The sequence below is a fragment of the Epilithonimonas xixisoli genome, assembly GCF_004365655.1.
GTDB classification, from domain to species: domain Bacteria; phylum Bacteroidota; class Bacteroidia; order Flavobacteriales; family Weeksellaceae; genus Epilithonimonas; species Epilithonimonas xixisoli.
The window spans coordinates 110,583-134,040 of record NZ_SOEO01000002.1 but is presented as its reverse complement, the minus strand read 5'-3'; the positions used below and the strand labels follow the sequence as shown (position 1 = coordinate 134,040).

29 protein-coding genes are annotated in these 23,458 nt (G+C 33.7%); 9 read left to right on the top strand and 20 right to left on the bottom strand.

What is annotated here, in order from left to right; all coding sequences use genetic code 11:
- The first annotated feature begins 163 nt into the window (after positions 1-163).
- From B0I22_RS07830 to B0I22_RS07820, 3 genes are read left to right on the top strand one after another with little or no spacing between them, the layout of a single operon-like run.
- Positions 164-1,837, top strand: a complete 1,674-nt coding sequence (locus B0I22_RS07830; RefSeq protein WP_133944120.1) for a peptidase domain-containing ABC transporter — start codon at positions 164-166, stop codon at positions 1,835-1,837.
- 5 nt (positions 1,838-1,842) lie between these two features.
- The gene (locus B0I22_RS07825) at positions 1,843-3,159 is read left to right on the top strand and encodes an HlyD family secretion protein (protein WP_133944119.1); all 1,317 of its coding nucleotides are present in this window, start codon (positions 1,843-1,845) and stop codon (positions 3,157-3,159) included.
- Positions 3,143-4,549: a TolC family protein gene (locus B0I22_RS07820; protein WP_133944118.1), complete on the top strand. Its 1,407-nt coding sequence runs from the start codon at positions 3,143-3,145 to the stop codon at positions 4,547-4,549. Before B0I22_RS07825 ends, B0I22_RS07820 begins: the two co-directional genes overlap by 17 nt.
- A 14-nt stretch (positions 4,550-4,563) precedes the next feature.
- Here the strand turns inward: B0I22_RS07820 and B0I22_RS07815 are convergent, their stop codons facing one another.
- From B0I22_RS07815 to B0I22_RS07795, 6 genes are read right to left on the bottom strand one after another with little or no spacing between them, the layout of a single operon-like run.
- Positions 4,564-4,824, bottom strand: coding sequence for a zinc ribbon domain-containing protein (locus B0I22_RS07815; protein WP_034962750.1), 261 nt, complete (start codon positions 4,822-4,824; stop codon positions 4,564-4,566).
- Positions 4,825-4,843: 19 nt separating this feature from the next.
- Entirely contained in the window at positions 4,844-5,383 is a 540-nt protein-coding gene (locus B0I22_RS07810) for a hypothetical protein (RefSeq protein WP_133944117.1), read from the bottom strand.
- 4 nt (positions 5,384-5,387) lie between these two features.
- Positions 5,388-5,774 (bottom strand): DUF423 domain-containing protein, encoded by a 387-nt coding sequence (locus tag B0I22_RS07805; protein WP_133944116.1) that lies wholly within the window; start codon positions 5,772-5,774, stop codon positions 5,388-5,390.
- Between the two features lie 3 nt (positions 5,775-5,777).
- On the bottom strand, positions 5,778-6,107 hold the full coding sequence (locus tag B0I22_RS07800) for a hypothetical protein (protein ID WP_133944115.1): 330 nt from the start codon (positions 6,105-6,107) through the stop codon (positions 5,778-5,780).
- A 49-nt stretch (positions 6,108-6,156) separates the two neighbouring features.
- Positions 6,157-6,327: a hypothetical protein gene (locus B0I22_RS16135; RefSeq protein WP_166668201.1), complete on the bottom strand. Its 171-nt coding sequence runs from the start codon at positions 6,325-6,327 to the stop codon at positions 6,157-6,159.
- A 4-nt stretch (positions 6,328-6,331) separates the two neighbouring features.
- Positions 6,332-7,660, bottom strand: coding sequence for a hydroxymethylglutaryl-CoA reductase, degradative (locus tag B0I22_RS07795; RefSeq protein WP_133944114.1), 1,329 nt, complete (start codon positions 7,658-7,660; stop codon positions 6,332-6,334).
- Between the two features lie 173 nt (positions 7,661-7,833).
- Between B0I22_RS07795 and B0I22_RS07790 the strand changes: the two genes are divergently transcribed.
- Together B0I22_RS07790 and B0I22_RS07785 are read left to right on the top strand one after the other, a co-directional pair.
- Complete coding sequence (locus tag B0I22_RS07790; RefSeq protein ID WP_133944113.1) at positions 7,834-8,511, top strand: carboxypeptidase-like regulatory domain-containing protein; 678 nt, start codon at positions 7,834-7,836, stop codon at positions 8,509-8,511.
- Between the two features lie 132 nt (positions 8,512-8,643).
- Positions 8,644-9,900, top strand: a complete 1,257-nt coding sequence (locus B0I22_RS07785; RefSeq protein WP_133944112.1) for a putative DNA modification/repair radical SAM protein — start codon at positions 8,644-8,646, stop codon at positions 9,898-9,900.
- On the opposite strand, the gene B0I22_RS07780 is transcribed toward B0I22_RS07785, so the two are convergent.
- Both B0I22_RS07780 and B0I22_RS07775 read right to left on the bottom strand, forming a co-directional pair.
- Positions 9,897-11,327, bottom strand: a complete 1,431-nt coding sequence (locus B0I22_RS07780; RefSeq protein WP_133944111.1) for a S41 family peptidase — start codon at positions 11,325-11,327, stop codon at positions 9,897-9,899. The genes B0I22_RS07785 and B0I22_RS07780 overlap by 4 nt on opposite strands.
- 63 nt (positions 11,328-11,390) lie before the next feature.
- The gene (locus tag B0I22_RS07775; protein WP_133944110.1) at positions 11,391-12,212 is read right to left on the bottom strand and encodes a helix-turn-helix transcriptional regulator; all 822 of its coding nucleotides are present in this window, start codon (positions 12,210-12,212) and stop codon (positions 11,391-11,393) included.
- Between the two features lie 136 nt (positions 12,213-12,348).
- On the opposite strand from B0I22_RS07775, the gene B0I22_RS07770 reads away from it, so the two are divergent.
- Positions 12,349-13,107: a TIGR03915 family putative DNA repair protein gene (locus B0I22_RS07770; protein WP_133944109.1), complete on the top strand. Its 759-nt coding sequence runs from the start codon at positions 12,349-12,351 to the stop codon at positions 13,105-13,107.
- A gap of 93 nt (positions 13,108-13,200) precedes the next feature.
- Here B0I22_RS07770 and B0I22_RS07765 read toward each other — a convergent pair whose 3' ends face one another.
- A complete protein-coding gene (locus B0I22_RS07765) occupies positions 13,201-15,228 on the bottom strand; it encodes a TonB-dependent receptor (protein WP_133944108.1) in 2,028 nt (675 codons plus the stop codon).
- A gap of 143 nt (positions 15,229-15,371) precedes the next feature.
- Here B0I22_RS07765 and B0I22_RS07760 point away from each other — a divergent pair, with 143 nt between their 5' ends.
- Positions 15,372-15,881, top strand: a complete 510-nt coding sequence (locus B0I22_RS07760) for a YceI family protein (RefSeq protein ID WP_133944107.1) — start codon at positions 15,372-15,374, stop codon at positions 15,879-15,881.
- 58 nt (positions 15,882-15,939) lie between these two features.
- Here the strand turns inward: B0I22_RS07760 and B0I22_RS16130 are convergent, their stop codons facing one another.
- The 3 genes from B0I22_RS16130 to B0I22_RS07750 form a co-directional block, all read right to left on the bottom strand.
- Positions 15,940-16,086 carry a hypothetical protein gene (locus tag B0I22_RS16130; RefSeq protein ID WP_166668200.1) on the bottom strand — a complete coding sequence of 49 codons (147 nt, stop codon included), beginning with the start codon at positions 16,084-16,086 and terminating at the stop codon, positions 15,940-15,942.
- 255 nt (positions 16,087-16,341) lie between these two features.
- On the bottom strand, positions 16,342-17,181 hold the full coding sequence (locus B0I22_RS07755; RefSeq protein ID WP_133944106.1) for a hypothetical protein: 840 nt from the start codon (positions 17,179-17,181) through the stop codon (positions 16,342-16,344).
- A gap of 307 nt (positions 17,182-17,488) precedes the next feature.
- Positions 17,489-17,722, bottom strand: coding sequence for a hypothetical protein (locus tag B0I22_RS07750; RefSeq protein ID WP_133944105.1), 234 nt, complete (start codon positions 17,720-17,722; stop codon positions 17,489-17,491).
- Between the two features lie 191 nt (positions 17,723-17,913).
- Here B0I22_RS07750 and B0I22_RS07740 point away from each other — a divergent pair, with 191 nt between their 5' ends.
- Positions 17,914-18,198: a hypothetical protein gene (locus tag B0I22_RS07740; RefSeq protein WP_133944103.1), complete on the top strand. Its 285-nt coding sequence runs from the start codon at positions 17,914-17,916 to the stop codon at positions 18,196-18,198.
- A gap of 4 nt (positions 18,199-18,202) precedes the next feature.
- On the top strand, positions 18,203-18,400 hold the full coding sequence (locus B0I22_RS07735) for a hypothetical protein (protein WP_133944102.1): 198 nt from the start codon (positions 18,203-18,205) through the stop codon (positions 18,398-18,400).
- A 5-nt stretch (positions 18,401-18,405) separates the two neighbouring features.
- Here B0I22_RS07735 and B0I22_RS07730 read toward each other — a convergent pair whose 3' ends face one another.
- From B0I22_RS07730 to B0I22_RS07695, 8 genes are all read right to left on the bottom strand, one after another.
- Positions 18,406-19,011: a hypothetical protein gene (locus B0I22_RS07730; RefSeq protein WP_133944101.1), complete on the bottom strand. Its 606-nt coding sequence runs from the start codon at positions 19,009-19,011 to the stop codon at positions 18,406-18,408.
- The gene (locus B0I22_RS07725; RefSeq protein ID WP_133944100.1) at positions 18,965-20,134 is read right to left on the bottom strand and encodes a hypothetical protein; all 1,170 of its coding nucleotides are present in this window, start codon (positions 20,132-20,134) and stop codon (positions 18,965-18,967) included. The genes B0I22_RS07730 and B0I22_RS07725 overlap by 47 nt, the downstream gene beginning before the upstream one ends.
- A gap of 22 nt (positions 20,135-20,156) precedes the next feature.
- On the bottom strand, positions 20,157-20,441 hold the full coding sequence (locus B0I22_RS07720; protein WP_133944099.1) for a terminase gpP N-terminus-related DNA-binding protein: 285 nt from the start codon (positions 20,439-20,441) through the stop codon (positions 20,157-20,159).
- A complete protein-coding gene (locus B0I22_RS07715; protein ID WP_133944098.1) occupies positions 20,438-20,953 on the bottom strand; it encodes a hypothetical protein in 516 nt (171 codons plus the stop codon). The genes B0I22_RS07720 and B0I22_RS07715 overlap by 4 nt, the downstream gene beginning before the upstream one ends.
- Positions 20,954-21,089: 136 nt before the next feature.
- Positions 21,090-21,722, bottom strand: a complete 633-nt coding sequence (locus tag B0I22_RS07710; RefSeq protein WP_133944097.1) for a hypothetical protein — start codon at positions 21,720-21,722, stop codon at positions 21,090-21,092.
- 104 nt (positions 21,723-21,826) lie between these two features.
- Entirely contained in the window at positions 21,827-22,288 is a 462-nt protein-coding gene (locus B0I22_RS07705) for a hypothetical protein (protein WP_133944096.1), read from the bottom strand.
- 8 nt (positions 22,289-22,296) lie between these two features.
- Positions 22,297-22,539 (bottom strand): hypothetical protein, encoded by a 243-nt coding sequence (locus B0I22_RS07700; RefSeq protein WP_133944095.1) that lies wholly within the window; start codon positions 22,537-22,539, stop codon positions 22,297-22,299.
- Positions 22,540-22,570: 31 nt separating this feature from the next.
- Positions 22,571-23,446 carry an ATP-binding protein gene (locus B0I22_RS07695; RefSeq protein WP_133944094.1) on the bottom strand — a complete coding sequence of 292 codons (876 nt, stop codon included), beginning with the start codon at positions 23,444-23,446 and terminating at the stop codon, positions 22,571-22,573.
- Positions 23,447-23,458: the final 12 nt, after the last annotated feature.

The following is a 23,458-nucleotide window of genomic DNA, read 5'->3' as shown; positions in this document are numbered from 1 at the left end:
AACTTTTTTGTGAATGTCTTGATGTTGTCCGCTCTAGGTAAGCGGATTTTCGGAAAGTATCTTCACAAAAAATGACATTTTAAAATTCAAAATGAAGCATAAATAATATCTTCTAGATGATTTGAGTTTTATCACATTACCAAAATATAAATAAAATATAAAGATGAAAATCTCTCCCAAAGAGCACGGTTACAACCTTTTCAAATACGTGACGAAAGAAAAGAAAGATGTGACCAATATTTATTTTTACGCTATTCTAAACGGTCTCGTGCAACTGAGCGTTCCGCTGGGCATACAGTCTATTGTCAGCTTTGTGATGGGTGCTACAATGGCGACTTCTATTTATATATTGATAGGATTTGTGGTGCTGGGAACTTGGCTGGTGGGCTATTTCAGATTGAAGGTGATGCAGATTATCGAGAAAATACAGCAGAAGATTTTTGTAGAATTTTCGATTGCATTTGCTGAAAAACTTCCGAAAGTCAACCTTTCTGAGACTAAAAAATATTACTTGCCAGAGTTGGTCAATCGTTTTTTCGATACCCAAAATTTACAAAAGGGAATCTCCAAAATTTTACTAGAAATCCCAACAGCCTTGATTCAGATTGTTTTTGGGATTTTGTTGCTTTCATTTTACCATCCGTGGTTTTTGGTTTTTGGCGCTTTGGTTATCATTTGTGTGGTCATCATTTTTAGATTTACAATGGAGAGTGGCATCCAATCTAGCATAGAAGAAAGCGATAAAAAATACGAAGTCGCATCTTGGCTGGAGGATATTGCGACATCCATCAAAACGTTCAAATTAAATTCCCAAACAGAGATTCATCTCGCTGGCGTTGATGAACGTGTTTCAAAATATCTGGATGACCGGACCTCGCACTTCCGGGTATTGGTTTTTCAATACAAGACCATCATCGCATTCAAAGTGGTTATTACTCTGGTGATGCTAGTGATTGGAACTTATCTTTTGGTAAATCAGCAACTTAATATTGGAGCGTTTATCGCAACAGAGATTGTGGTTCTAAGTATTATGATGGCGGTTGAAAAACTGATTATTAGTCTTGAAAGTTACTACGATGTGATAGCGGCGTTGGCAAAACTTAAGAAAGTGACAGATTTGCCCGAAGAAAAAATGGGCGCTATCACTTTTGAAGAAGAGAAATCAGGTTTTGAGATTGAGTTTAAAGATGTGAGTTTTGCATTCAATGACTTTCAGAAGATTTTGGAAAATGTCAATTTTAAGATTAAAGAAAACTCTATTAATATTATCACAGGAGAACTGGGTGCAGGAAAATCTCTCCTTCTCAATATGATGACCGGATTCTACGAGGCGAGTTTCGGAAGTATTTTGTTTGATAAAATCCCGCTCAAAAATATTGATAAAGTTTCCCTCAGAAATCAAATCGGACTTTATCTGGAAGATATGACAATCATCAAAGGAACCGTTTACGAAAACATTATTCTTGGTCATAATGAAACCTCCGCCGAGCAGATTTTGGATATTTCGGAAGAGATTGGGATTGAAAACTTCTCAAGCCAATTCAGCAACGGATTTTTCACGAATGTCAGCGAGACGGATACGGAGATTTCATTCAGTTCCAAAAAGAAAATTCTGCTTCTCAGAGCAATGGTTGGCGCAAGAAGATTATTGATTCTGGAAGACCCATTGGATGGAATGAATGACGAATTTAAAATCAAAATGAAAGAGTATCTCTTGAAACTGAAAGAAACAACTACAATAATCATCGTTTCGGAAGATGAAAATCTCATCAGTCACGCAGACCAGCATCTTCGTATTGAAGAAGGAACTGTAAAAACACTATTCAATAAAAACTAAGAAAGATGGAACTGCAATCAGTCAAAAAAATATACCTTATCGATAAAAAATCGAAAGTAAAAAGATGGTTTTTATTCATCTTTCTCGGTGGCATTACTGTCCTTTTTCTGCCTTGGACACAGAATATAAAAGTGATGGGAAATGTGAGTACACTTTATCAAGAACAACGTCCACAACAACTCAATTCCCCAATTCCGGGAAGAATCATCAAATGGTATGTGAAAAATGGGGATTATGTAAAAAAAGGTGATACACTTCTTCAACTTTCCGAGGTGAAGGAAGATTATCTAGACCCACTTTTGGTAAAACGAACCGAGCAACAAGTGGATGCGAAAAAAGGTTTGCAGAAATATTACGAAGCCAAAGTTGGAACCACCAATAGCCAAATGCAGGCTCTAAATTCTGCACGAGATTTGAAACTGAGTCAGCTGAAAGTAAAAATCAGCCAGCTCAACAATAAACTGGCAGGCGAAGAAGCAGAGCTGGTAGCAGTAAACAATGAACTCAAGATGACCTCTGACCAATACGAAAGACAAAAGAAAATGTATGACGAAGGTCTGGTTTCGCTCACGCAATTCCAGCAGAGAAGCGTGTCTTATCAGAATGCTTTGGCAAAGAAAACCTCCACCGAAAACAAACTTGCTCAGACGAGACAAGAAATCGTGAATACAAGCATCGAACAAAATGCAACCATTCAGGATTATAACGAAAAATTGAGCAAAACCGAAGGAGACAGATTTCAAAGTATGGGACAGATTGAAGGTAGTGATGGCGATATTGCAAAACTAGAAAATCAAGTTGCCAATTACCGAGCCAGACAAGGTTTGTATTTTGTGATTGCGTCTCAAGACGGGCAAGTGGTGCAAATCAACAAAGCTGGAATTGGAGAGATTTTGAAAGATGGGGAAAGTATCGGAATCATTGTTCCGGAAAAAGTAGATTATGCTGTGGAAATCTTCATCAAACCTGTAGATTTGCCTTTGGTGAAAGAAGGGCAACGCGTGATGTGTATTTTTGATGGTTTTCCGGCGATTGTTTTCTCAGGTTGGCCAAACTCCAGCTACGGAACTTTTGCGGGAAAAGTAATTGCGGTGGAGAATAACATCAGTGCCAACGGGATGTTCAAAGCATTGCTGATCCAGGATAAAAATGAGAAACAATGGCCTCCGAAAATCAAAATGGGAACTGGCGTTCAAGGAATCGCGATTCTAAATGACGTGCCAATCTGGTACGAACTTTGGCGAAACATCAACGGTTTCCCACCAGATTATTATGAAGTAAACACAACGGACAAATCTGCAGGAAATGAAAAAAGTAAATAAATTATTTTCGATTTTTCTAATTTTCTTTTCTGTTCAGTTTTCTTTTGCGCAGGATTCGCTCAAGCTTTCGCATCAGGAATTTTTGAATGTTGTTAAAAATTATCATCCGCTGGCTTTCAAATATCAGCTTCAAAATAGAATTGCCAATGCAGAAATCACCAAAGCGAGAGGTAATTTCGACCCAGTTTTAGCAGGAAAATTAGGAGAAAAGAATATTGACGGAACTCATTATTACAAACAAAAAAATCTGGAACTGGGAATCCCGACTTGGTACGGGATTGATATCCACGGAGGCTACAATTATATTGAAGGAGATAAGCTGAGTAATACCGAAACTTTGGGCGGTTTGTACCAATTTGGAATCACAATTCCATTGGCCAAAAATCTGCTTTATGACAAGAGAAGAGCAATGCTGGACCAGTCAAAATTTGGTTTGAAAATGACCGAAGCCGAGCAAATTGTTTTGACCAACGAACTTCTTTTGGACGCAGAAAATACGTTTTGGGAATGGGTGAAAAATTACGAAATCTATAAGCTTCAAAAATCTGCAGTTGAGATCAATAGAAAACGTCTGGAACTTACCATAAAAACCTTCGAATATGGAGAAAGACCTGCGATTGACACTGTGGAAGCGTCTTCACAATTGCAAAGTTTTGAACTGCAGGAGCGTGATGCTTATCTTAATTTTGTCAAAAGCACGCAGGATTTGCAGATGTTTCTTTGGAAAGATAATCAGGAATTGTTTGAGATCTCGCAATTGATTTTTCCTTCTTCTAATTTGGATGAACATTCTGGCTATTCGGATTATGAGTTTTTGGTGCAAGATGTACAATCCAAACAATTGGAAAATCACGCTTCGCTGGAGTATTATTTGCAGAAACAGAATATTCTGGAAAGTGAAAGGCGATTGAAATGGCAAAGTTTTCTGCCAAAAATAGATTTCACCTACAATTTCTTTAACAAAGAAAACTATAAAGCAGACAATCTTCCTTTTTTTGAAAATAATTTCCAGTACGGATTGAAGCTAGAAATCCCAATTTTCCTAAGACAAGCGCGAGCAGATTATGAAATTGCCAAATTGAAAATATCACAAAACCAGCAGGATTCACAACTTAAGTTTCGGGAAATCAATACCAAAATCGAAACATATAAAAATGAAGTGAGTAATTATTTTACGCAAATTGATATTTCTACAAAAAACCTCAACAATTATCAACGTCTTTTGAATGCGGAAGAAATGAGATTCAGCAACGGGGAAAGTTCTTTGTTTTTAATTAATACGAGAGAAAATAAATTGCTGGAGGCGCAAGAAAAAAATCTTGAACTCAAAACCAAATTCCTGAAAAGCTACAACAAGCTGAAATGGTTCAATGAGAATTTCATCAGATAAAAAAAAGGGAGAAATCAATAATTTCTCCCTACTTCTTTACAAAGTTCCAAATACTCTTTTGGCATATTTGATGAGCCAAATCCGGTCTCATAATATTCGTCGGAATGTGGAATATAGATGCTGTACTTTTTACTAAATGGAAATATCGGAATGAAAAACAACTCGAAATAATTCTTGTAAACCGACACAATCGCATTTGCCATAAAGCCATTTTTCAGGACTTTACGGTCTTCTTTTCCTACGAGTTTGGTTTTGATTCCGAAGATGAAGAACATTTAGTTATCTCAATAAAAATTAATTTGTTTCTTTGAAAGAACTCAAGATTTTCTCAAATTCTTCATTGTATTTCTCACGTTTGTTAACATCAGACCAAAACAAAAATTGGTAATAATAATTAGGTGTTTCAGCAAGTACAAATTTGTAAGCAATAGTTAAAAATTTTCCATCTTCGTCCACTTCTACATCGCCATCTATAGTAAGTTCAGTTGCATTGTATCCATTGATTTTAAAATGCCGATATGATGATATTTTTTTATTTTTATTTTCAGGAATGCTTGAAATAATATTTTTTGAATAGAATTCTGCCGCTTCGTCAATATTTGCAAAGTTGACTTGCAAACTTTTTAAAGCTTCTTTTTCCTCTTGAATTACAATTAAATATTTATCCTGAACGATGTTGGATAATTGAATGCTTGCACTTTCATTTAAATTAAACACCTTGGAGTACGATGATGGATAACTTAGATTAAAGGTTTGTCCAACTTTAACTTGTTTAAATTCTTGAGAAAATAAAACATTTGAAACCATTAAAAATAATAGAAATAGATTTTTCATTTTCTTAAAATTTAGCTTTAGCAAAATACCAAATCAACATCGCCCAGCTGATAATCATAAACAATCCGCCAAGAGGTGTGATTGGTCCAAGAAATTTCAAATTAACGCCCCAAACATCCTGAAAAGCCAAACAATAAATGCTCACAGAAAATATAAAAGTTCCGGCAATCATCAAAATAGAAATCCATTTTTCAGAACTTGTTTCGAATTTCAAAATATAACCGACAATCAAAAGAAAAAACGCCGCGTACATCTGATAACGAACGCCCGTTTCGAAGCTTTCCAATCTTTCGATTGATAATATTTTTTTGAAGGCGTGCGCACCAAACGCGCCAAGAATTACGGATAGCAAACCGTAGATTCCGCCGATGATTAAAGTTAAGTTTTTCATAATTTAATTTTTACAGATTTCTTCAATTCTATGATTGAAATTTATTTTCCAATCTTCATTTCTCTTTTCAGTCTCAATTTCCAACAATTCAAAAATTTCATCAATTCTCTCAATAGTTTCTTTCCTATAAGAAATAGCATCTATTTCAGAATCACAAAAATAAGTATGGAACATCAAATTGTAAATTGCAATTGTAACAGAAAATGGTGCAATATTGCCATCTTGTTCAATTGTTATTCTCGCACCATTGCTATTTTCAAAATCGGAAAGAATAATTCCTCCTTCAGAACCTTTTTTACCAATTGAATTTGAATTGTCAAAGATATACCACATTTATTTATTACCTACTTTCAATTCTGCAATTACTTACAGTTTTCATAATTTACAATTCTCCTTTTTGATATAAAATAATAATTTTTCCAACCAATGTGATGATTCCCAAGATAATGAACAGCCAAGAAAACCGTTTCGAACTTGCGAATCCGGGATTGTTTGTCGTTTTCAGAAATATTCCGAAAATCAAGATTAATGCTGATAATGCGAGTCCAAACATAAATCTATCTATTTCTCAATTTTTCCAACTCCGAAATCACCTCGTGATGACTCACCGTTTTGTCTTTGAAGTAGGTCACAAAATGCTGTTTCTCCTCTTCCGTCGCGCCAAATTGATTCAAAATGTTGAAAAGGTGCATTTTCATATGACCTTTCTGGATTCCCGTTGTCACCAACGAACGAAGCGCTCCAAAGTTCTGCGCCAATCCTGAAACTGCCAAAATACTCATCAATTCCTGAGCAGATGGTTTTCCTAATAAAGCCAAAGAGAATTTCACCAACGGATGAAGATTTGTCAAACCACCAACTACACCAACCGAAATTGGCAAGTCAATCCAAAATCTGAAAATCCCATTATCTGTAGTACAGTGCGTCAACGAAGAATATTTTCCATTTCTCGCAGCATAAGCGTGGGCGCAAGCTTCCGTCGCACGGAAATCATTTCCTGTTGCGATGACCACAGCATCAACACCGTTCATAATGCCTTTGTTGTGCGTTGTTGCTCTATAAGGCTCGATTTCTGCAATCGTCACCGCACGTTTGAATTTCCACGCAAATTCTTCGTTGGAAATTCCACTGTCGTCTTTCAAATCTTCAATTTTGCAGGAAACTTCGGCTCTTACGATGCAATCCGGCGTGTAATTGGAAAGAATATTCATCACAATCTGCAACGAATCTTTTTCTTCCTGAGAGAAACTTTCTTCATTGGCAACTTCTTCCTTCAAAGTTTTTCCGAATTGCTCCAGACAAGAATTAATGAAATTCGCGCCCATAGAATCTACGGTGTCAAAACTCGCTTTCAGTTGAAAATAATCTTCCAATTCCGAAGTTTTATCGATAAGTTTGATATTCAGAATTCCGCCGCCACGGTTGCGCATATTTTTGGTAATATCTTCCGTCGCTTCCAACAATTTTTTCTTCAGTTTAAAATTGAAAAAATGTAACAATTTATGAGCCTCGGTCTTAAAGATAAAATGCGTGTGACCAAGCTTTTCTGTATTGATGATGGTTGTTTTGAAGCCACCTTTGTCAATCCAAAATTTTGCCGCTTTAGATGCTGCTGCCACCACCGAGCTTTCTTCAACGGCCATTGGAAGTGCCAAAAGTTTCCCGTCAATCAGGAAGTTTGGGGCAATTCCGTATGGCATAAAAAAGTTGGAAATTGTGTTTTCCGAGAATTCGTCGTGCAGTTTTTGCAGGTCTGGATTTTCGTTCCAATATTGAGTGAGAACAGTTTCGTGTTCTTTATTTCCGTCGAGATATTCTTTGATTAGCCAATCGATTTTTCCTTGTTTTGACAATTTGGAAAAACCTTCAACCGGTTGATGGTTCATAAGTGATAATTAATAAGTGATAATTGATTTGATTTTCAATAATTTAAAACTTAGAATTAAGTCTAAACTTATTTCAAATGCAAAATGAATTTTATGCTTTGTAAAGATAAGGATTTTGGAAGATTGTGATGGAATTGGTTTGTATATTTGTTTTAAATATTAATCTTTTAAAAATGAAAAACCATTATCTATTGATCGCAATGTTTTTGATTTTATCTTGTGACAGAGATGATCGCAAAATAGATGCGGGCATTACTACTTCTGTTTCAGGCAAGATTAGTGAACAGGCTGGAGATCCTGTTCCAAACGCAAAAATTATGATCGGCGAATATGTTTATTATAAACATTTTGATAAGCTGGTTAAGTGGATAGATTCTACAACAACAGATGTAAATGGGAACTATCAGAAGACTTTTACGAGTACTGGAAATGGGGATTTTTACAAATTGGTAATTAAACCTTCTCCTGTGACCGAACAAAAATATTTTGGCGAAAATGAGAATGGTGTTGAAATCACGAATATTGGCTCTAATTTTATTTATGATAACAATCGAATGTTTAATTTGTATCCTTGCGACGTGACGTTCAACACACAAGACATTTCGGTTTTTCCTTTATTGATAAATCACGGGACAACAAATACATTTCAAGATGATTCTTATTTTATTTATGAAAAAGGCAGTGCTGTAAAAAGACTCTACAGAACCAAAAATTATAATGAGCCTCTTTTTATATTAAGATCTGTGGACAATAAAAGGCAGATGGCAAAGGTTATACTTCCAGCAACCAATAGTAATCAAAATACCACTCAAAATGTTGTACTTAAAGAAAGTGATTTTGATTTCTACTAAAGTTTTTGAAATTAAAATCAAAACTTTCTGTTAGTAACTTAATTCAAAATATCTATCAACAATTCCCTCAAATGGTTTTATTTTTGACATTCATTTAGAACATAATTTTTTCTAAATAAAATCCTCCCAAATATGAACTTTGACCGCACAAAAGAAAAACTGGAAATACTTGCCGATGCTGCTAAGTACGACGTTTCTTGCTCATCAAGTGGCGGAAAAAGAAAAAACAATGGCGGATTGGGCGACAGTTCTGCCAGCGGAATTTGTCATACATATACAGAGGATGGGCGATGTGTTTCGCTTCTCAAAATCCTTTTGACCAACCATTGTATTTACGATTGCATCTATTGCGTTTCCAGAAAATCAAATGACATCAAACGCGCCGCTTTCACAGTGGAAGAAGTGGTGGATTTGACCATCAGTTTTTACCGCCGAAATTATATCGAAGGTTTATTTCTAAGTTCTGGGATTTTCAAAGATGCGGACACGACGATGGAACGTTTGGTCCGGGTGGCGAAAAAATTGAGAAACGAACATAACTTCAACGGTTACATTCACCTCAAATCGATTCCGGGAGCGAGTGATATTTTGATGCAGGAAGCCGCACTTTACGCGGACCGACTTTCCGTAAACCTAGAAATTCCGACTGAATCTGGATTGAAGCTTCTGGCGCCTGATAAAAATCGGGAAGATATGTTGCAACCAATGCGAATCGTGCAAAAAGGAATTCAACAATACAAGGACGAGAAAAAAACTATCAAAAGTGTTCCGAAGTTCGCTCCAGCCGGACAATCCACACAAATGATTGTCGGCGCAACCAATGAAAATGATTTGCAAATCATCAAAGTTGCTGACCATTTCTATCAAAATTATGGGATGAAACGCGTCTATTATTCGGGTTATATTCCTGTAACTGTGGACAATCGTTTGCCGGCAATCACGGCGGAAGTTCCTGTTTTGAGGGAAAATCGATTGTATCAATCCGATTGGTTGATGCGTTTTTATGGTTTCAAAGCGGATGAGATTTTGGATTCCAATATGCCATTTTTGGATTTGGAAGTTGACCCGAAATTGAGTTGGGCTTTGAGACATCTCGAACAATTTCCAGTCAATCTTCAAACAGCAGATTACAAAATGATTCTAAGAATCCCGGGAATTGGTGTGAAAACGGCGATGAAAATTGTCAGCTCCAGACGTTTCCAAGTTTTGAATATTGATAACTTGAAAAAGTTAGGCGCCGCTGTCAATCGCGCAAAATATTTTATTGATTTCAGTTACGGCAATCCATTTTTGAAACATTTGACCGATTTGAATTTGAGGAAATTAATTATCGGTGGAAGTCAATCAAAATTTCAAAATCAGTTTTCTCAGCAATTGACTTTGTTTTAATTTTCCAAATAATCAACTGCAAATTTCTCCCAATTTTCAACGCTTTCATCAAGATAAATATCCGGCTGAACTCCGATATTATCAATTGGATAATCTGGCAATCTGAAAGATTTGTAAGTCGGCATCAAAAGTTTATAATTGTCACATCCGTATTCAAAAAACATCGCATTAGCATAGTCCAAAACGCCTGAAGATGGGATTCCCATAAGTTTCACTTTCTTACTTTGTTTAGCATTTAAAAGAAAATTTTCGGCCGCACTTCCTGTATGATTATTGGCTAAAACGACAATTTGAGAAGGGCTTTTAACGGCAGGAGAAACCGAGCTGATATTGACTTTGTTTTGATTATAATTAACATATTTTCCAAGATTGGCTTTTAGCAATTTTAGTCTGCTATTGATATCGCTGATTTCATCTTTGTTTTTTATGCTGTCTTTTTTTACTCCGAGTAAATAATTTTCCATTGTTTTAATTAAAGTAGGAGAAGCCAAATATTCTGCTCCAACATTTCGCACAGAATTTGTTACCAGATAAGGCAGAATTTTTTGATATGCATTATCTGTTCCGCCACCGTTATCTCTCACATCGATGATTAGGAATTCCGAATTTTCCAATAACGTTTTATTCTTTTCAATCAGCTTTTCAATCGTATTGACAAACATATAACTGAAATACTGCATTTTGATGATTGTGGTTTTAGGAGTCAGTTTTTTGATGTAAAAACCATTGATTTCATTTATTTTGTCCTCAATTTCGTTTTCATTCAAATTTGACTGAGGAAAACTTTTTGTAAATGCAGATTTGATATCATCAAAATACAAAAGACTATTGTCAATCATTTTGTATGTCCCTTTTTGCGAAGAATGGTCTTGCATATAATATTCATAAGTTCCGTCTGAGAATAATCGTAATTTCACTTCGTTTGGTTTCCAAAATTTTGGGTTCGCTTTTATGATAAAACCAACAGATTCTTTTTCATTTAGCTTTTTGATTCCAATCTCATAACTATCATCTTTCCAAATTCCTTCGAAACTGTTTTTCTGAGTTTGAACTTCTTTCTTAAATTTACCAAGATTAATATTAAGAGGTTTCGATACATTTTTTGAGGAAACATTATTAGCAATTTGTGGTGTTGAATTTCCATTTGGAAGAACCCAAATATGTCTGTCTTTGAAAAATCCGGTATAGCTTTTCAGTATTTCCAGACAATTGTCGTCAGATTTAGCTTCAGCAGAAGCTTTTATCGCATTTTCTTTAACGCTATTGTATAATAATTTGTCTTTAGTTTTAATATCAAAACCAGGATATTCGCTTTCAATCTTTGAAATTATTTTTTGCAAAGTCTCATTACAACTGCATTTTGTCTGTGCATTAGTGAAACCGAAAAATAAAAAAAGAGCGAAAAATAAAAAGACTTTGGTTTTCATTGATAAAATTTTCAGCAAAAGAAATCATTTCTGAGTTTCAAAAATTGTAAAAATCATTCAATTTTAATCTTTATTGTAAATCCAAGTCAAATCTTTTTGATTCACGGAGATTTTCTCCGCTAATTTTTTGGGCGAAAATCCTGAAAACATTTTGAAATCTTTGATGAAATGAGCTTGGTCATAAAACTGATTCTGATAAGCGACCGTCGTTAAAGAATTATTGGGTTGAGAAAGGTCACTCAATATATTTCTGAAACGTAATGTTTTAAGGTAAGATTTTGGATTTTGTCCCAGATTATTTTTGAAAAGCCGGAACAATGTTGCCTTACTGATTTTAAGATTTTTTGAAAGTTCATCGATACTAATCATATTATTTTGATTAATGAGCATCAAAGCTTCTTTCATTTTATCTGAAATAGAATTATTCAATTTTTTAAGAAGCAGAATTTCCAGTTCTTCCGCGCGTTCCGAGAAATCAGTTATTTCAAATGTTTTTTCTAAAACATTTTTATCCGAAGAGAATATTTCATCAAAAACAGAATCGGAAAACATCAGTTCATCGTAAGATTCTTTGGTAAAAGCTCTTAACGCAGAAGGCTGAAAAATAATACAAATCTGGCTGAGAGAAGAGTCAATATTCACCTGGAAAGGTTTTTTATGAAATCCGTAAAACCGACTTGTAAAAGCATTTCCAACGTTCACTTCGCACAAATTATTTTGATTGTTATAAGAAATTTTATTTTCCTTATAAATGGCGAGACACAGATTGCTGTTGGGAAAAGTGGTGTACGTTAAAAAATCGGGATTGGTCTTTTCGAAGAACAGAAAATACTGAACATAGTTTTTCAGAATCTCATTTTTTGGCTTTATGATTACTGAATTCATTGTATGATTTTCTGTTTTAAAATATATTCTGTCGTAAATTTGGAAAACTGTTCCAGAATGTAAATTTAATAAACTTTTGTTTCTGATAAAGCTTTGGAAAGACTTTTGAGCTAATAAAAACTTAGAAAACCCAAAAATGACAACCCTTCTCTACGACGGCAGTTTCGACGGACTTTTAACCGCAGTATTCGAAGTGTTTGAATACAAGTACAATGATGTCGAAATCCGAAACAGAGAAAGATTCCAGCAGGAAAATATGTTCGCTGAGATTCACGAGGTTGTGACTCAAAACGAAAAATCTGACAGAGTTTTAAAGAAATTAGAAACAAGCATTGGAAAATCAGGAATCAAACAATTGTTGATGGTTTTCCTCTCAGAACTTCCGGAATCTGAAGATTTGATTTTTTCCGCCATCCAACAATCCATTAAAAGTCCTGAGAATAATGTTTTGCAGAATTTCGCTAATGATGATATTCTTCAAATCTCAAAAATTTGTAAATCAGTAAGTCGAGAACGCCATCGAATGACTGCGTTTGTAAGGTTTGAGAAGATGAAGGATGATATTTATTTCGCCAAGATTGACCCTGATTTTGATGTTCTGCCTTTAATCCGGAAACATTTCAAAGACCGTTACGCCGACCAAAAGTGGATGATTTATGACCTCAAGCGCCATTACGGATTGTTTTATGATTTGGAGGATTGTGAATTTTTCTATCCGGATTCATCGTTCAACTTGAATCAATACCAGCAAAAATTCCACGATGAAGAAATCAATTATCAGGAACTTTGGAAAAGTTATTTCACGAAGACAAATATTAAGGAACGGAAAAATATCAAACTCCACGTCCAACACGTGCCGAAACGTTATTGGAAATATCTGACTGAGAAATTTTAAAGTTCTCGCAAATCAGGCAGGTTTAGCAGATAAAAAATGCTTGAAATTAATCTGCATAATCAAGAAAATCTGCGAGACATTTTTCAGTTTAAATTATAATTCAATAGTCGCTCCCACCACAAAATTCCGTTTTGCCGATGGATTGTAAAATCGGTTTCCAAAAGCATTGATGTCAAATCCCAAAACATATTCCTCATTGTACAAATTCTGAATTTGGAAAAACAAATCCAGCCTGGATTTTTCGAATTTAATAGGATATCGGAATTGGATATTCGAAACCAGACTCGGTTCAGACCAAACAGAATTCGAATCTGTCAAAGGAATTTTTGAAGTCAGAAATTGAGAATAATCAACGGCTAATTTTTTAAAGAAAGTAAAATTCAACAAACTGTTGATGGTGGTTTTCGGAACGCCGGTCAAAGCATTTCCTGAAAAGTCAGAACTTCCTTGGATATAATTTTTAAATTTAAAATCATAAATGCTTCCCGAAAATCTGAATTTGAAGTGACTCAAAATCTCATTCTTTAAATCAAATCTTTTCGATTCCAAAAGAAATTCCCAACCTTTCTGAACGGTATTTCCCTGGTTCACAAAATATTCCTGTCCGGCTTCATTCTGCCTTCGGACAATCGCATCCTTCATTCGGAAATCAAAGTAATTAAATTCCACAAAAATGGTATTTCCAAATTGTTTCCGCACACCAATTTCCTTATTCCAGCCATATTCCGGAACGAGATTGAAATTGAATTCCTGATTAGAAGAACGAATCTCCTCATTCGTCGGCGCCGAATTTCCTTTTCCGATTTTTCCTCTCAGAGAAAATCCTTTATCCAAAACATAGGTCATCCCAAAATTCGGCAACCATTGGTTTTTAAATTTCACATTTCCAGTTTCCGAAGTCGGAAAAATCTTTTCCCATTTGTAAGCATTAGAATTTAAACTAATGGAAATATCAGTAAATAACCGCTCATTAAAATTCAATTTCTGCGACAGAAAATAGAATCCAGAATTGTTTCTCAGCTTATCAAAATTCTGCGGATTGCTTTCTGTCCCACGGTTATTGTCGAAGTTTTTGATGAAGATTGGATTGGTCGCACCTTCGTAACCCAATCGCCATTCGGCAGAAACCTTGTCCCAATTTTGCTCGTAATTGAAATGTGTTCGCAAGGCAAAATTACTTTCAAAACGGTTTTCAAAATTGGTAATGAAAGGATTCTCAAAATCAACATAAGAACCTTGAACCAAAACAAAATGTGAAAGTCCGTTTGTCAATTGATATTGATTGGAAAGTCCTGCCAAAACCATTTTATTTCGAATTCCTGCATTTTGTTCTTTCGCTCCGGGAAGCGTTGCCGTTGCTGGTCGGGCTTGTTTTCGGTTAGCTTCCATCTGCGCCAAAGTCAGTCCGCCAGGCGTTTCATAATCCAAATCCGAAAAGAGGAGCATCGCCTTCAATTCGCCTTTCTCAGAATATTTGAAATTGTCCTTAGTGAAAATCTGTTTTCGCTCCACCGCAGATTGTTCTCGGTAAGAATCTGTTCTGTAATAGTTTTGATAAACCTGAAAAAAGTGCTTTCCAAATTGCTTTGAAAAATTGATACTTTCATTAAAAGTCCCATAACTTCCAGACGAAAGATTCAAAGACAGGTCATCAGAATTCTGAGTTTGAAGCAACAAAGTTCCGCCAGTCACCGCACCAAAATCACCACTTTCCGGACCTTTGTAAATCTCGATTTTATGAATTAAATCCGGCGAAATCTGATTAAAATAAGTATTTCCCGAAGCATCAGACAAAATAAAATCATCCAAATAAACTTTCACATTCCGAACGCCAAACGGCGAACGCAAAGAACTGCCTCGCACCGCAATCCTGTAGCTTCCCGGCGAACGTTCTTCCATCCTCGCACCAGCGATTTGATTCACAGATTCCAACAATCGGTCAGGCGGATTCTGAGAAAGCAGATTTTCCGAAACCACAGAAACCGATTTGGTAGAAGCAATAAATGAAACGGGTTTTTTGTAAGCATCGATTTTGACCTCCGAAATCAAAGCCACTGAATCGCTCTTCTGGGAAAAATAAAACACGCTGGAAAGCAGGAATAGAAAGTAAAGTTTTTTCATTGTTCTCAACACAGAAATCATTGTGCCGAAACAACGCAATCGTTAAAAAATTCACAAAAAAGTAATTCTTAACTTACATCAATGTGAGGCGAAGCTCGGCGCTATAAATTTGCACTATAATTAATCAACAAAATATTAAAATTATGGCAACTAAATGGTTATTAGACCCAACTCATAGCGAAATCACTTTCAAAGTAAAACACTTGATGATTTCTAACGTGAAAGGAGAATTCACAACTTTCAACGCAGAGATTGATGCAGAAGATGACACATTCGCAAGCGCAAAAGTTTCCGCTTTCATCGATACAGATTCTATCTTCACAAACAATACAGATAGAGATAATCACCTGAAATCAGCAGATTTCTTCAACGCAGAAGCTAACCCAAAAATCACTTTCGAAGCTTCAACTTTGAATGGCGATGTTACAGGAAACCTAACATTGAACGGGATTACAAAAGAAATTACTTTGGATGTAGATTTCGGAGGAATCAATTCTGATCCTTGGGGAAACACGAAAGCAGGTTTCTCATTCGAAGGAAAAATCAAAAGAAGCGACTTCGGTTTGACTTGGAACGCAGCCTTGGAAACAGGCGGTGTGATGGTGAGCGAAGACGTGAAAATTGCAGGAGAACTGCAGTTCGTAAAACAATAATACATCATAGTATTTTTATAGTTTGAGTTTTTTAAAGTGTGAGCAAAGGCAACTTTGTTCACGCTTTTTTGATTTTAATTGTAATGATTTGGGCAGCTTTTCCGCCTTCCGTTCCCAATCTTTTTTGCAGACTATTTCTGTCTAAATAGAACTTGAGAAGACGCAAAAAAGGATTTCCACTCAAGTCGGGCTGCAGATTCAACATAAAAACAAACTTTGTCAAAAAATACGAAGTTTGTCATTCCGAAGGAATCTAAATCTCGCTGCCTAGATTCCTACGGAATGACAATATTGTGTTTCAAAAATCTGCTCAATCCGCCAAGTTCTGCAAGAAAAATTTAATTAAAATTATTTCCCCAAATCCGCAATGTATAATCGGTCAAACTAAATGTAAAACTTACTAAAACGAAATGTAAGAAAAAAACACATACAGCACTATTTAAGCCACTTTTGATATGCTTTATCTATTATTGATATGAAGATAATAATTAATCTTTTCAAAGAATTCATTCATCTGTTTTTCAACCTGTTTTTTTTCGTTTTCTCTAAATCTGTTAGGTTGCACCTTTGCCGTTTCAATTCCTTCTTTATTTGCTATTAAAACATCGTCAGTTTTAGAGTTTAAAACGAAATAGTAACCTGATGTTTCACCAATGTATTTATAAATATTATTGTCTGTTGAAATATCCCCAAAAGTAATGATTTTTGATGTGTATTCTTTCTTTAAATTAGAGGCGTCAGTATGTCCCCAATAGCTATAACTCAATAGTAAAACAATAAGCAGACTAATAGAAGTGATGTTTCTTTTCATCTTAATATCTAATACCCCCTCTTTTGGTTCGATTAGTTGATACAAATGATATAGAAAGTTTATTATTAAGATGGAATAAAAGTAAATTGAATCATCAAATACAAAAGCGCCAACGAAAAAGAAAAGCACAGTTAATGTAAATGAGTAATACTTCCTATTTTTAGAAATTAAATAATCTTTAAATCTGTCAAGTCTGAATTTAATTTTATAAGATTTGGTTTCGTACTTATTGTAACTTTTATACCTAAATAGATAAGCAGTGAAAAAGTCCGCTGGAACTAAAATTAAAACTTCTATAAATAAAAAAATAATTAAGGAAGTGACCAAATTCCCAATCGATGTAAAAATTATATCTGTGAGAGATATGTAATACTGAATTTCGATATCAAAATATTGATAGTAACAAAATTGGTAACAGAAGCCCAAAATATAAAAAAGAAGTATTATTACAGATAGATTCTCGGTGTATTCCTTTAAATATTTTTTCATAAATATTCTAGCTTTTTGAATTATTCAAAATACTAGAAAAAAAACAATCAGCCTAATTAAAAGCCGATTATTTTTATAACTTAATTTTCCTTTGATTGCCGTTTCTGACAATTCTACAAGCTTTAACCAATTTTTCTATTGATAAACTGATTGCACCGGTTTTTTCACTATCTTTAGATAGTTTGACTTTTTGCATTAATTCTGACATAAGATTATTTGAGGTAAAAATATGAATCAATGAATAATCAGTTTTACGGATTTCCGTAACAGAAAATAATTATTTATAAAAAGTGACTTTAAAAGCTATTTAAACCAGTATTAAATCAGAATAAAAATATTCGTCTTTAATATTTTCGGGATCGTGGATTGCAATCATTTTATTTTCACTGTTTGCTTTTACTAGCAATGAAAAAAAGTTCTCAATCTCATTAGAATTTGATAAATGGAAAAATATAGTAGAAAGCAGTTGAGCATAATTGTCTAAATCACTTCCGGAGTAATCTCTGTGACTTAGCTTTTGAAATAATTCATTACCTATCATTAGTCAATCTTTTGTATTTCTCTGTCAATTGGAGTATTTAGAATTGTGTTTAAAGTTGTTCTACTGATTGGATAGACTGGAAAAATGTATTTGCGTAAAACAACTGTATCAGGAATATCTTCGGTCTTATGTTTTAGGTAGAGATCTCTAATATTTTTGTAACGAAATAAAGTATTTTTTTGCATTTAAAAATGGCTATTAGTTTTTGTAAATATCTGAAAATAAAATTAATATATTTGCTAAATATGAGCAATGAAAATAATTTTCAAGGGATTGATATTTCAAAAATTACCCAATATGATTTAATATCTGTTTTTCCCGACTTCCAACCTCTTTTAGTTTCAACTACGGAAAATTGGGATGATGATAAATTACGAGTGATTGAAGTTTTTACATTTTCTAATCATTATGATATTTCAGAACTTACCACAAAAATTATTGATTATTATCAAAACATTTATCCAGATATTTTTTAAAACTATGCTCCAAACTATTTTTATTTCACAAAAATACTTCACTAAAGAGGAACTATCTCTTTTCAAAGAAAAATTTGGCTATCAAATAAATGAAATTAGTTATTCTTCGTCTGGCGGTGAAGTTGATTTTGCTGATGAAAATGAAAAAACCTTTCTACTAGAGAAAGGTTATCCAAAAATTTTAGCTCGTTTTTTCGCTTAAATGTTTTATAAAATAGTACCATCATTTTTACAATCAGAAATTAATTTGTTTAGGAAAAAGTAAATTGTTCTTTTTGATTCTAGGAGAGTGATTTTATGTTTCTTCGAAAGTGTTAAGAATCCCGGAGCAAAGGCGGTGGCGTAATCTTTAAAAATATCAAGGTTCTGCGTGCCTTTGTATTCTAAAAAAAAGTTTCTCACACTTAGTACTGCTAATAGATTCATCCTGTATCTAAAGACATCCCTTAAATTATTTAATTTATCGTGCCTGCAATAGTAATTTATCACATTCAATATATCCGTATCGGTTGGCGGTTCTACTACAGATAATTTGGTTTGATATTCTAGGTTGGAAATGTTATAATTTTTCTTATTTCCATCCTTGAAAATAATATGCCCGTTTCTAACTGGATTTTTATTAAACGTTTCTAACATCAGTTTTGGCAAATTGATAGGCTTATCTTTATAGGTAAAGTATCCACGTTTACCCACCTTAAGAATTTTATTTGTCCTAATATTTGTAACCGTTCCTAATGTATCAATATGAATATCTGGAATACTTGTATTACTTTTCATTTTCTTTTTTGGATTTATCTGTTTTGCTTTTTTCATCAACACTCAACTTTATACCTGGTGTAATTGTTCTGCGTCCACCAGCTTCAGAAAATGATGTAGTAACCGAATCAACATTGTAAACGCCATCTTTTTCCGGAAAATCTTCATCATCTATAATGATACTATAATTTGGTTCTACATAAGGAATTAACCAACAATCAAAAGTCCCTGTGTAATGTGGTTGCATCAGTTTAAAATGTTCCATTTTGGCTCTTTTTTTCATTTCTGCCTTTGATAAACGGTTAACTTTAAATTCTTTTTCTGTTCCTCCAGTACTACCAAATTCTTCTGTTCTGATTTCGCCATTGATACTAACACTGGTAACCTTAACTTTTACTTTATTATCCTTTGAATCTATATACTGGAGTTGACCAGTTTCTATATTATGTTGGAATGAAAAAGCGCAGTCAGCTTCTGTATTTTTTTTCATATATGGCATTGAGATATGTAACTCTAAAGTGGATTCTTTAAATTTTGAATTATTAGAACTAATTTGATATTCATATCCAGATAATTGATCTCTGAAATTACTTTCATCAATCTGAACCGTGTTACCAATCGCATTAGAAAATACACTTTTGAAAAATATATTTGCTCCTGTATCCTGTTGTAATTGTGAAAGCACATCAAAACCTGTAGCATCAATTATTGTAAATTTTTCGTATCCCATATCGTACTCACAGACTACCTTTATTTTAGGATTTATTAATCTGCAAACATAATTCGCAATTTGTTTAACATTGGCAGGCGTAAAAGTTTTATTGGGAATGTTTTTTTCTCTGAATATAAATAATTCGTCCTCACACATTAATTTAGCTCCAGTTTCATCTGTCGTTATATCTTTAATGTAGCCCACAAACTCCAGCCTTAGTTCCTCATTATAACCTAAAAATATTCTGATTTTCTGACCTCTTTTAAACAGTTTATACAATTGATTTCCTTCATCGGGTAAATCTTTAATAAAGATATGCTGATTAAAGTTAAATATTGCAAAAGAAACGGTTGCAGTATCTGCTAGGTTGGCGATTGATTTCTCTATATTAATATCTGATACAAAAGGAACTTCTACAAAACTACCTTTTTTATCTTCTATTTCTACGTGGTGTATAAGCTGAAACATTTTATTTAGTTTAAATTATTTTTTATTTACAGTATCTCCAGACCGTTGTCAAACTGATTTTTAGAATAGAACTTATTTCTTTTGTGGAAAGCCCTTTTGCTTTTAATTCCAATGCTTTTGATTTCGCAAAATTGTTTTCTTTTAAATCTTTCCAGTTATATTTTTGCTGCCATTTTTCAAGCGTTTTTTTTGGAATATCCATTAATTTGCTGACCTCTTGCAAGTTTAATCCTAAAAGATAGTATTTGCGAGAATTCTCCCTTTCTGATACGGTGTATTTTCTTTTATTCCGATAATTTAAATTCATTTTAAAAGCTTTTTAAAATCAGTTTCAAATTTTTCTATAGATAAAATTGAGTCTGGTAATGGTGTTCCGGATGGACCCATTGATGTATAAACTTTAAGCTGTTTCAGTAGATTTGTTAAATCCTGTAATAAATCAAATAAACTAGCATTATCATTTTTTATCATTACTTTTCCATCCGTGCTGTCAATTTCGACATTTAAACCATTTTCGTTAAAAACTATTTTCTCAGCCACATCTACTTTAATAATGGTAAGATTATCAATTGAACCATCATTACTTATCATTGTTACCCTGCTTCCAATCTTCGGAATTGTAAGTAGATTATTTTCGCCGTTTGCTGTGCTTTTTAATTTTATATCAGAGATTTCAAAATTTTGAGATATTTCCACAGTACAAGTATCATCTTCAATTGACTTTACAATTCCATAAATTGAATGTAGATTTTGAAAGCGTGGATCTTTTGCTACAATTGCTCTGATATTTCTAGCTAATTGTGTGTATTTACTTACCATTGTGCATAATTTTATTATTACCCTAAAAAACAACTTAAAACATGCTTGCTTTTGTGAGTAGTCAGATATTGTATAATTTAAAAAAGTAACTCCACAAATGTGGAGCTACCCAATCAAAATGAAAAAAATACACAATTTAAAAAGCAGATATAATGCTTGCTAAATCGGTTTCGTAAGTTCGATCTTTGCCGTGTCCACTACCTTTAAATATTGCTTCTAAAGGGGCGCTAACATCCTCTTTCGAACGTAAATTTCTTGTATCGCAAATGCTCATTAATTCATTGATTTTTAAAACAATTTCATTTGCGAGTGCCTGCGCTGTAAATTGATTTTCAGTTTCAATGTAATATGAATGCTGTTCTGTAATAGCATCTATCCAACTTTGTTTATATTGTAAAGTACCATCTTTAATTTCTACTTTTACCAAATCACCAAAGTGACGACCCATGAAATTTCTATCTTTCTGTAAAGCTTCAATATCACTTACTAATTTATCTAATCCTTCTGGTCGATCTAATAAATCATAAACTTTCTCCGAACTTAACTTTAAATCTCCAACATTTAAAGTTTCACCTTTTGTAAGTTTTAATACAAAAAATGTTTTTGGATTAAGAAAGAAATCTGAAAGGCTTTCTGTTTCTAATGGTGGAATTACTGATAGTGAATTACATCTTTCAAGAAATGGTCTAAATTCCATTAGTGAATAATCCACATTATCCTTTAATCGGTTTATTTCATAGTCGTTTTTCCAAACAAATTGTTTTTCCATTGATATATTTTTAGAATTAATTTTTGATTTAAAAGCAATCCCAACAATTGGGATTGCTGTAGCCTACTGGCGTTTTAAAAGTGGTTGTGAGAAGTTTTTTATTTTTACTGTTTTGGTTCTGTCGAGATTATTTTTTTATAATCATCCGGAAAATTATTTTTGAATGCTAATTGATCTTCTAATGATAGTTTCTCCAGTTCTTGCATGCTTGTAACCTTTTCATTTAGTGGCTCATATTTGCTCAAAAACTCTTTTAATAATGCAGTATCATTTTTATCATTAAACAACGCTTCATACATTTTAGGCTCACTGGTTTTAATTATTGTTTGTTTAAGCAGTGGTAACCTAGAAAACACGTGTCGTGCCCTCTCTGATATATTAACTTCTGGTTGATACCTATCAATGAAATCATTTAGAATATTTGCATCTAAAAGAGCATCATTACTGAAAATTGCTTTGTAAACTTCTGGTTCATTCTTTTTGATGTGCATAGTCTTTTTCAAAGGTAAAATTTGAAAAATTTCCTGTGCCTTTGTCTGTGTTGCTGATTTTTTGTTCATTGCCATTTTTTTAATTATTGTTTGGTTTGATTAAATGTGATATGTAGTATTTCCAATATTTCTTTGATCTGCATAAAATGAAACACATCACCCGATGTAACCGCTAAATTTTCATTTTTATGTAGAGATTTTAAAACTGATTCATAAAACAGAGTATCAAGTGATTTGGCAAAATCTCTGAAAGTCTCATCAGAATGTTCTGATATACTCTGTAACTGTTTGAGTGAGTCCGGTGTAAATTGTGGCTGTGTAATCATTTTGGGAAGATTATAAGTTATTTGTTAATTTTTATGCACTAATTTTTAGTAAAGTATCTAAGTGTCTAAGTGTTGTTTCTTTGTCTAAACATTTTTTTACGAGTGTATCAATTGGAATAGTTCCGGAACTGTTGGCATTTGCCACCTGTTGTAATAGTTCCTGTCTGAAAGCTTTTTTATCTGCAATTCCATTTGGTGTTATGCGTATATATTCATCAGAAAAACGGCTGAAAATTTCCGCAAAACCAACTTTTTTAGAATTGATTCCTTTTTCAATTTTTGCCTTTAATCCATCAGCACCCATCATAAACCATCCGCAAAAACCGTCTGTAGCATTCCAGAATTCTTTCAGTTCTAAAAAGGCGGTATATTCTAGGTCTCCGGCTTCATCCAATATGATTATAGGATGATCCAATTGATTGAGGTAATATTTTAAGTTTGATTTTACATCAATATATTTTCCTTTATTATCCAGTCCAATAGTTTTAGCCAAAAGCTTTACAAATTGCTGTTTGCTTTTTGCCTGTGAACAATCGATATAGAAACCATTGGTAAGCGATTTTACAATATTCTTTGCGCTACAAGTTTTTCCGATTCCGCAATCATCCACCAGAACCATAGAACTGCTGTACATCTGGCAAAAATTTATGCTATCTTCTATTTCGGTATAAACCTTTGTTCTAACTATTTTCCAGTTGGATTTGCGTGTATTTATTTCTAGTTCTCTACCGATCTGAATCCATTGACTGTCTGAAATAATCTTTTCAGTTTCTCCACTTTGAAGCCTGCTGTAGATTGCTCCAGAGATTCCGTAAATCTTTGCAAATTGGGCATTAGTTCCGCCAAAGTTTGGACGACGGTTTAATAAAGCCGTTCTCACGTTGTTTTTGTATTCTGATGTTATCATAGTGAACGATTA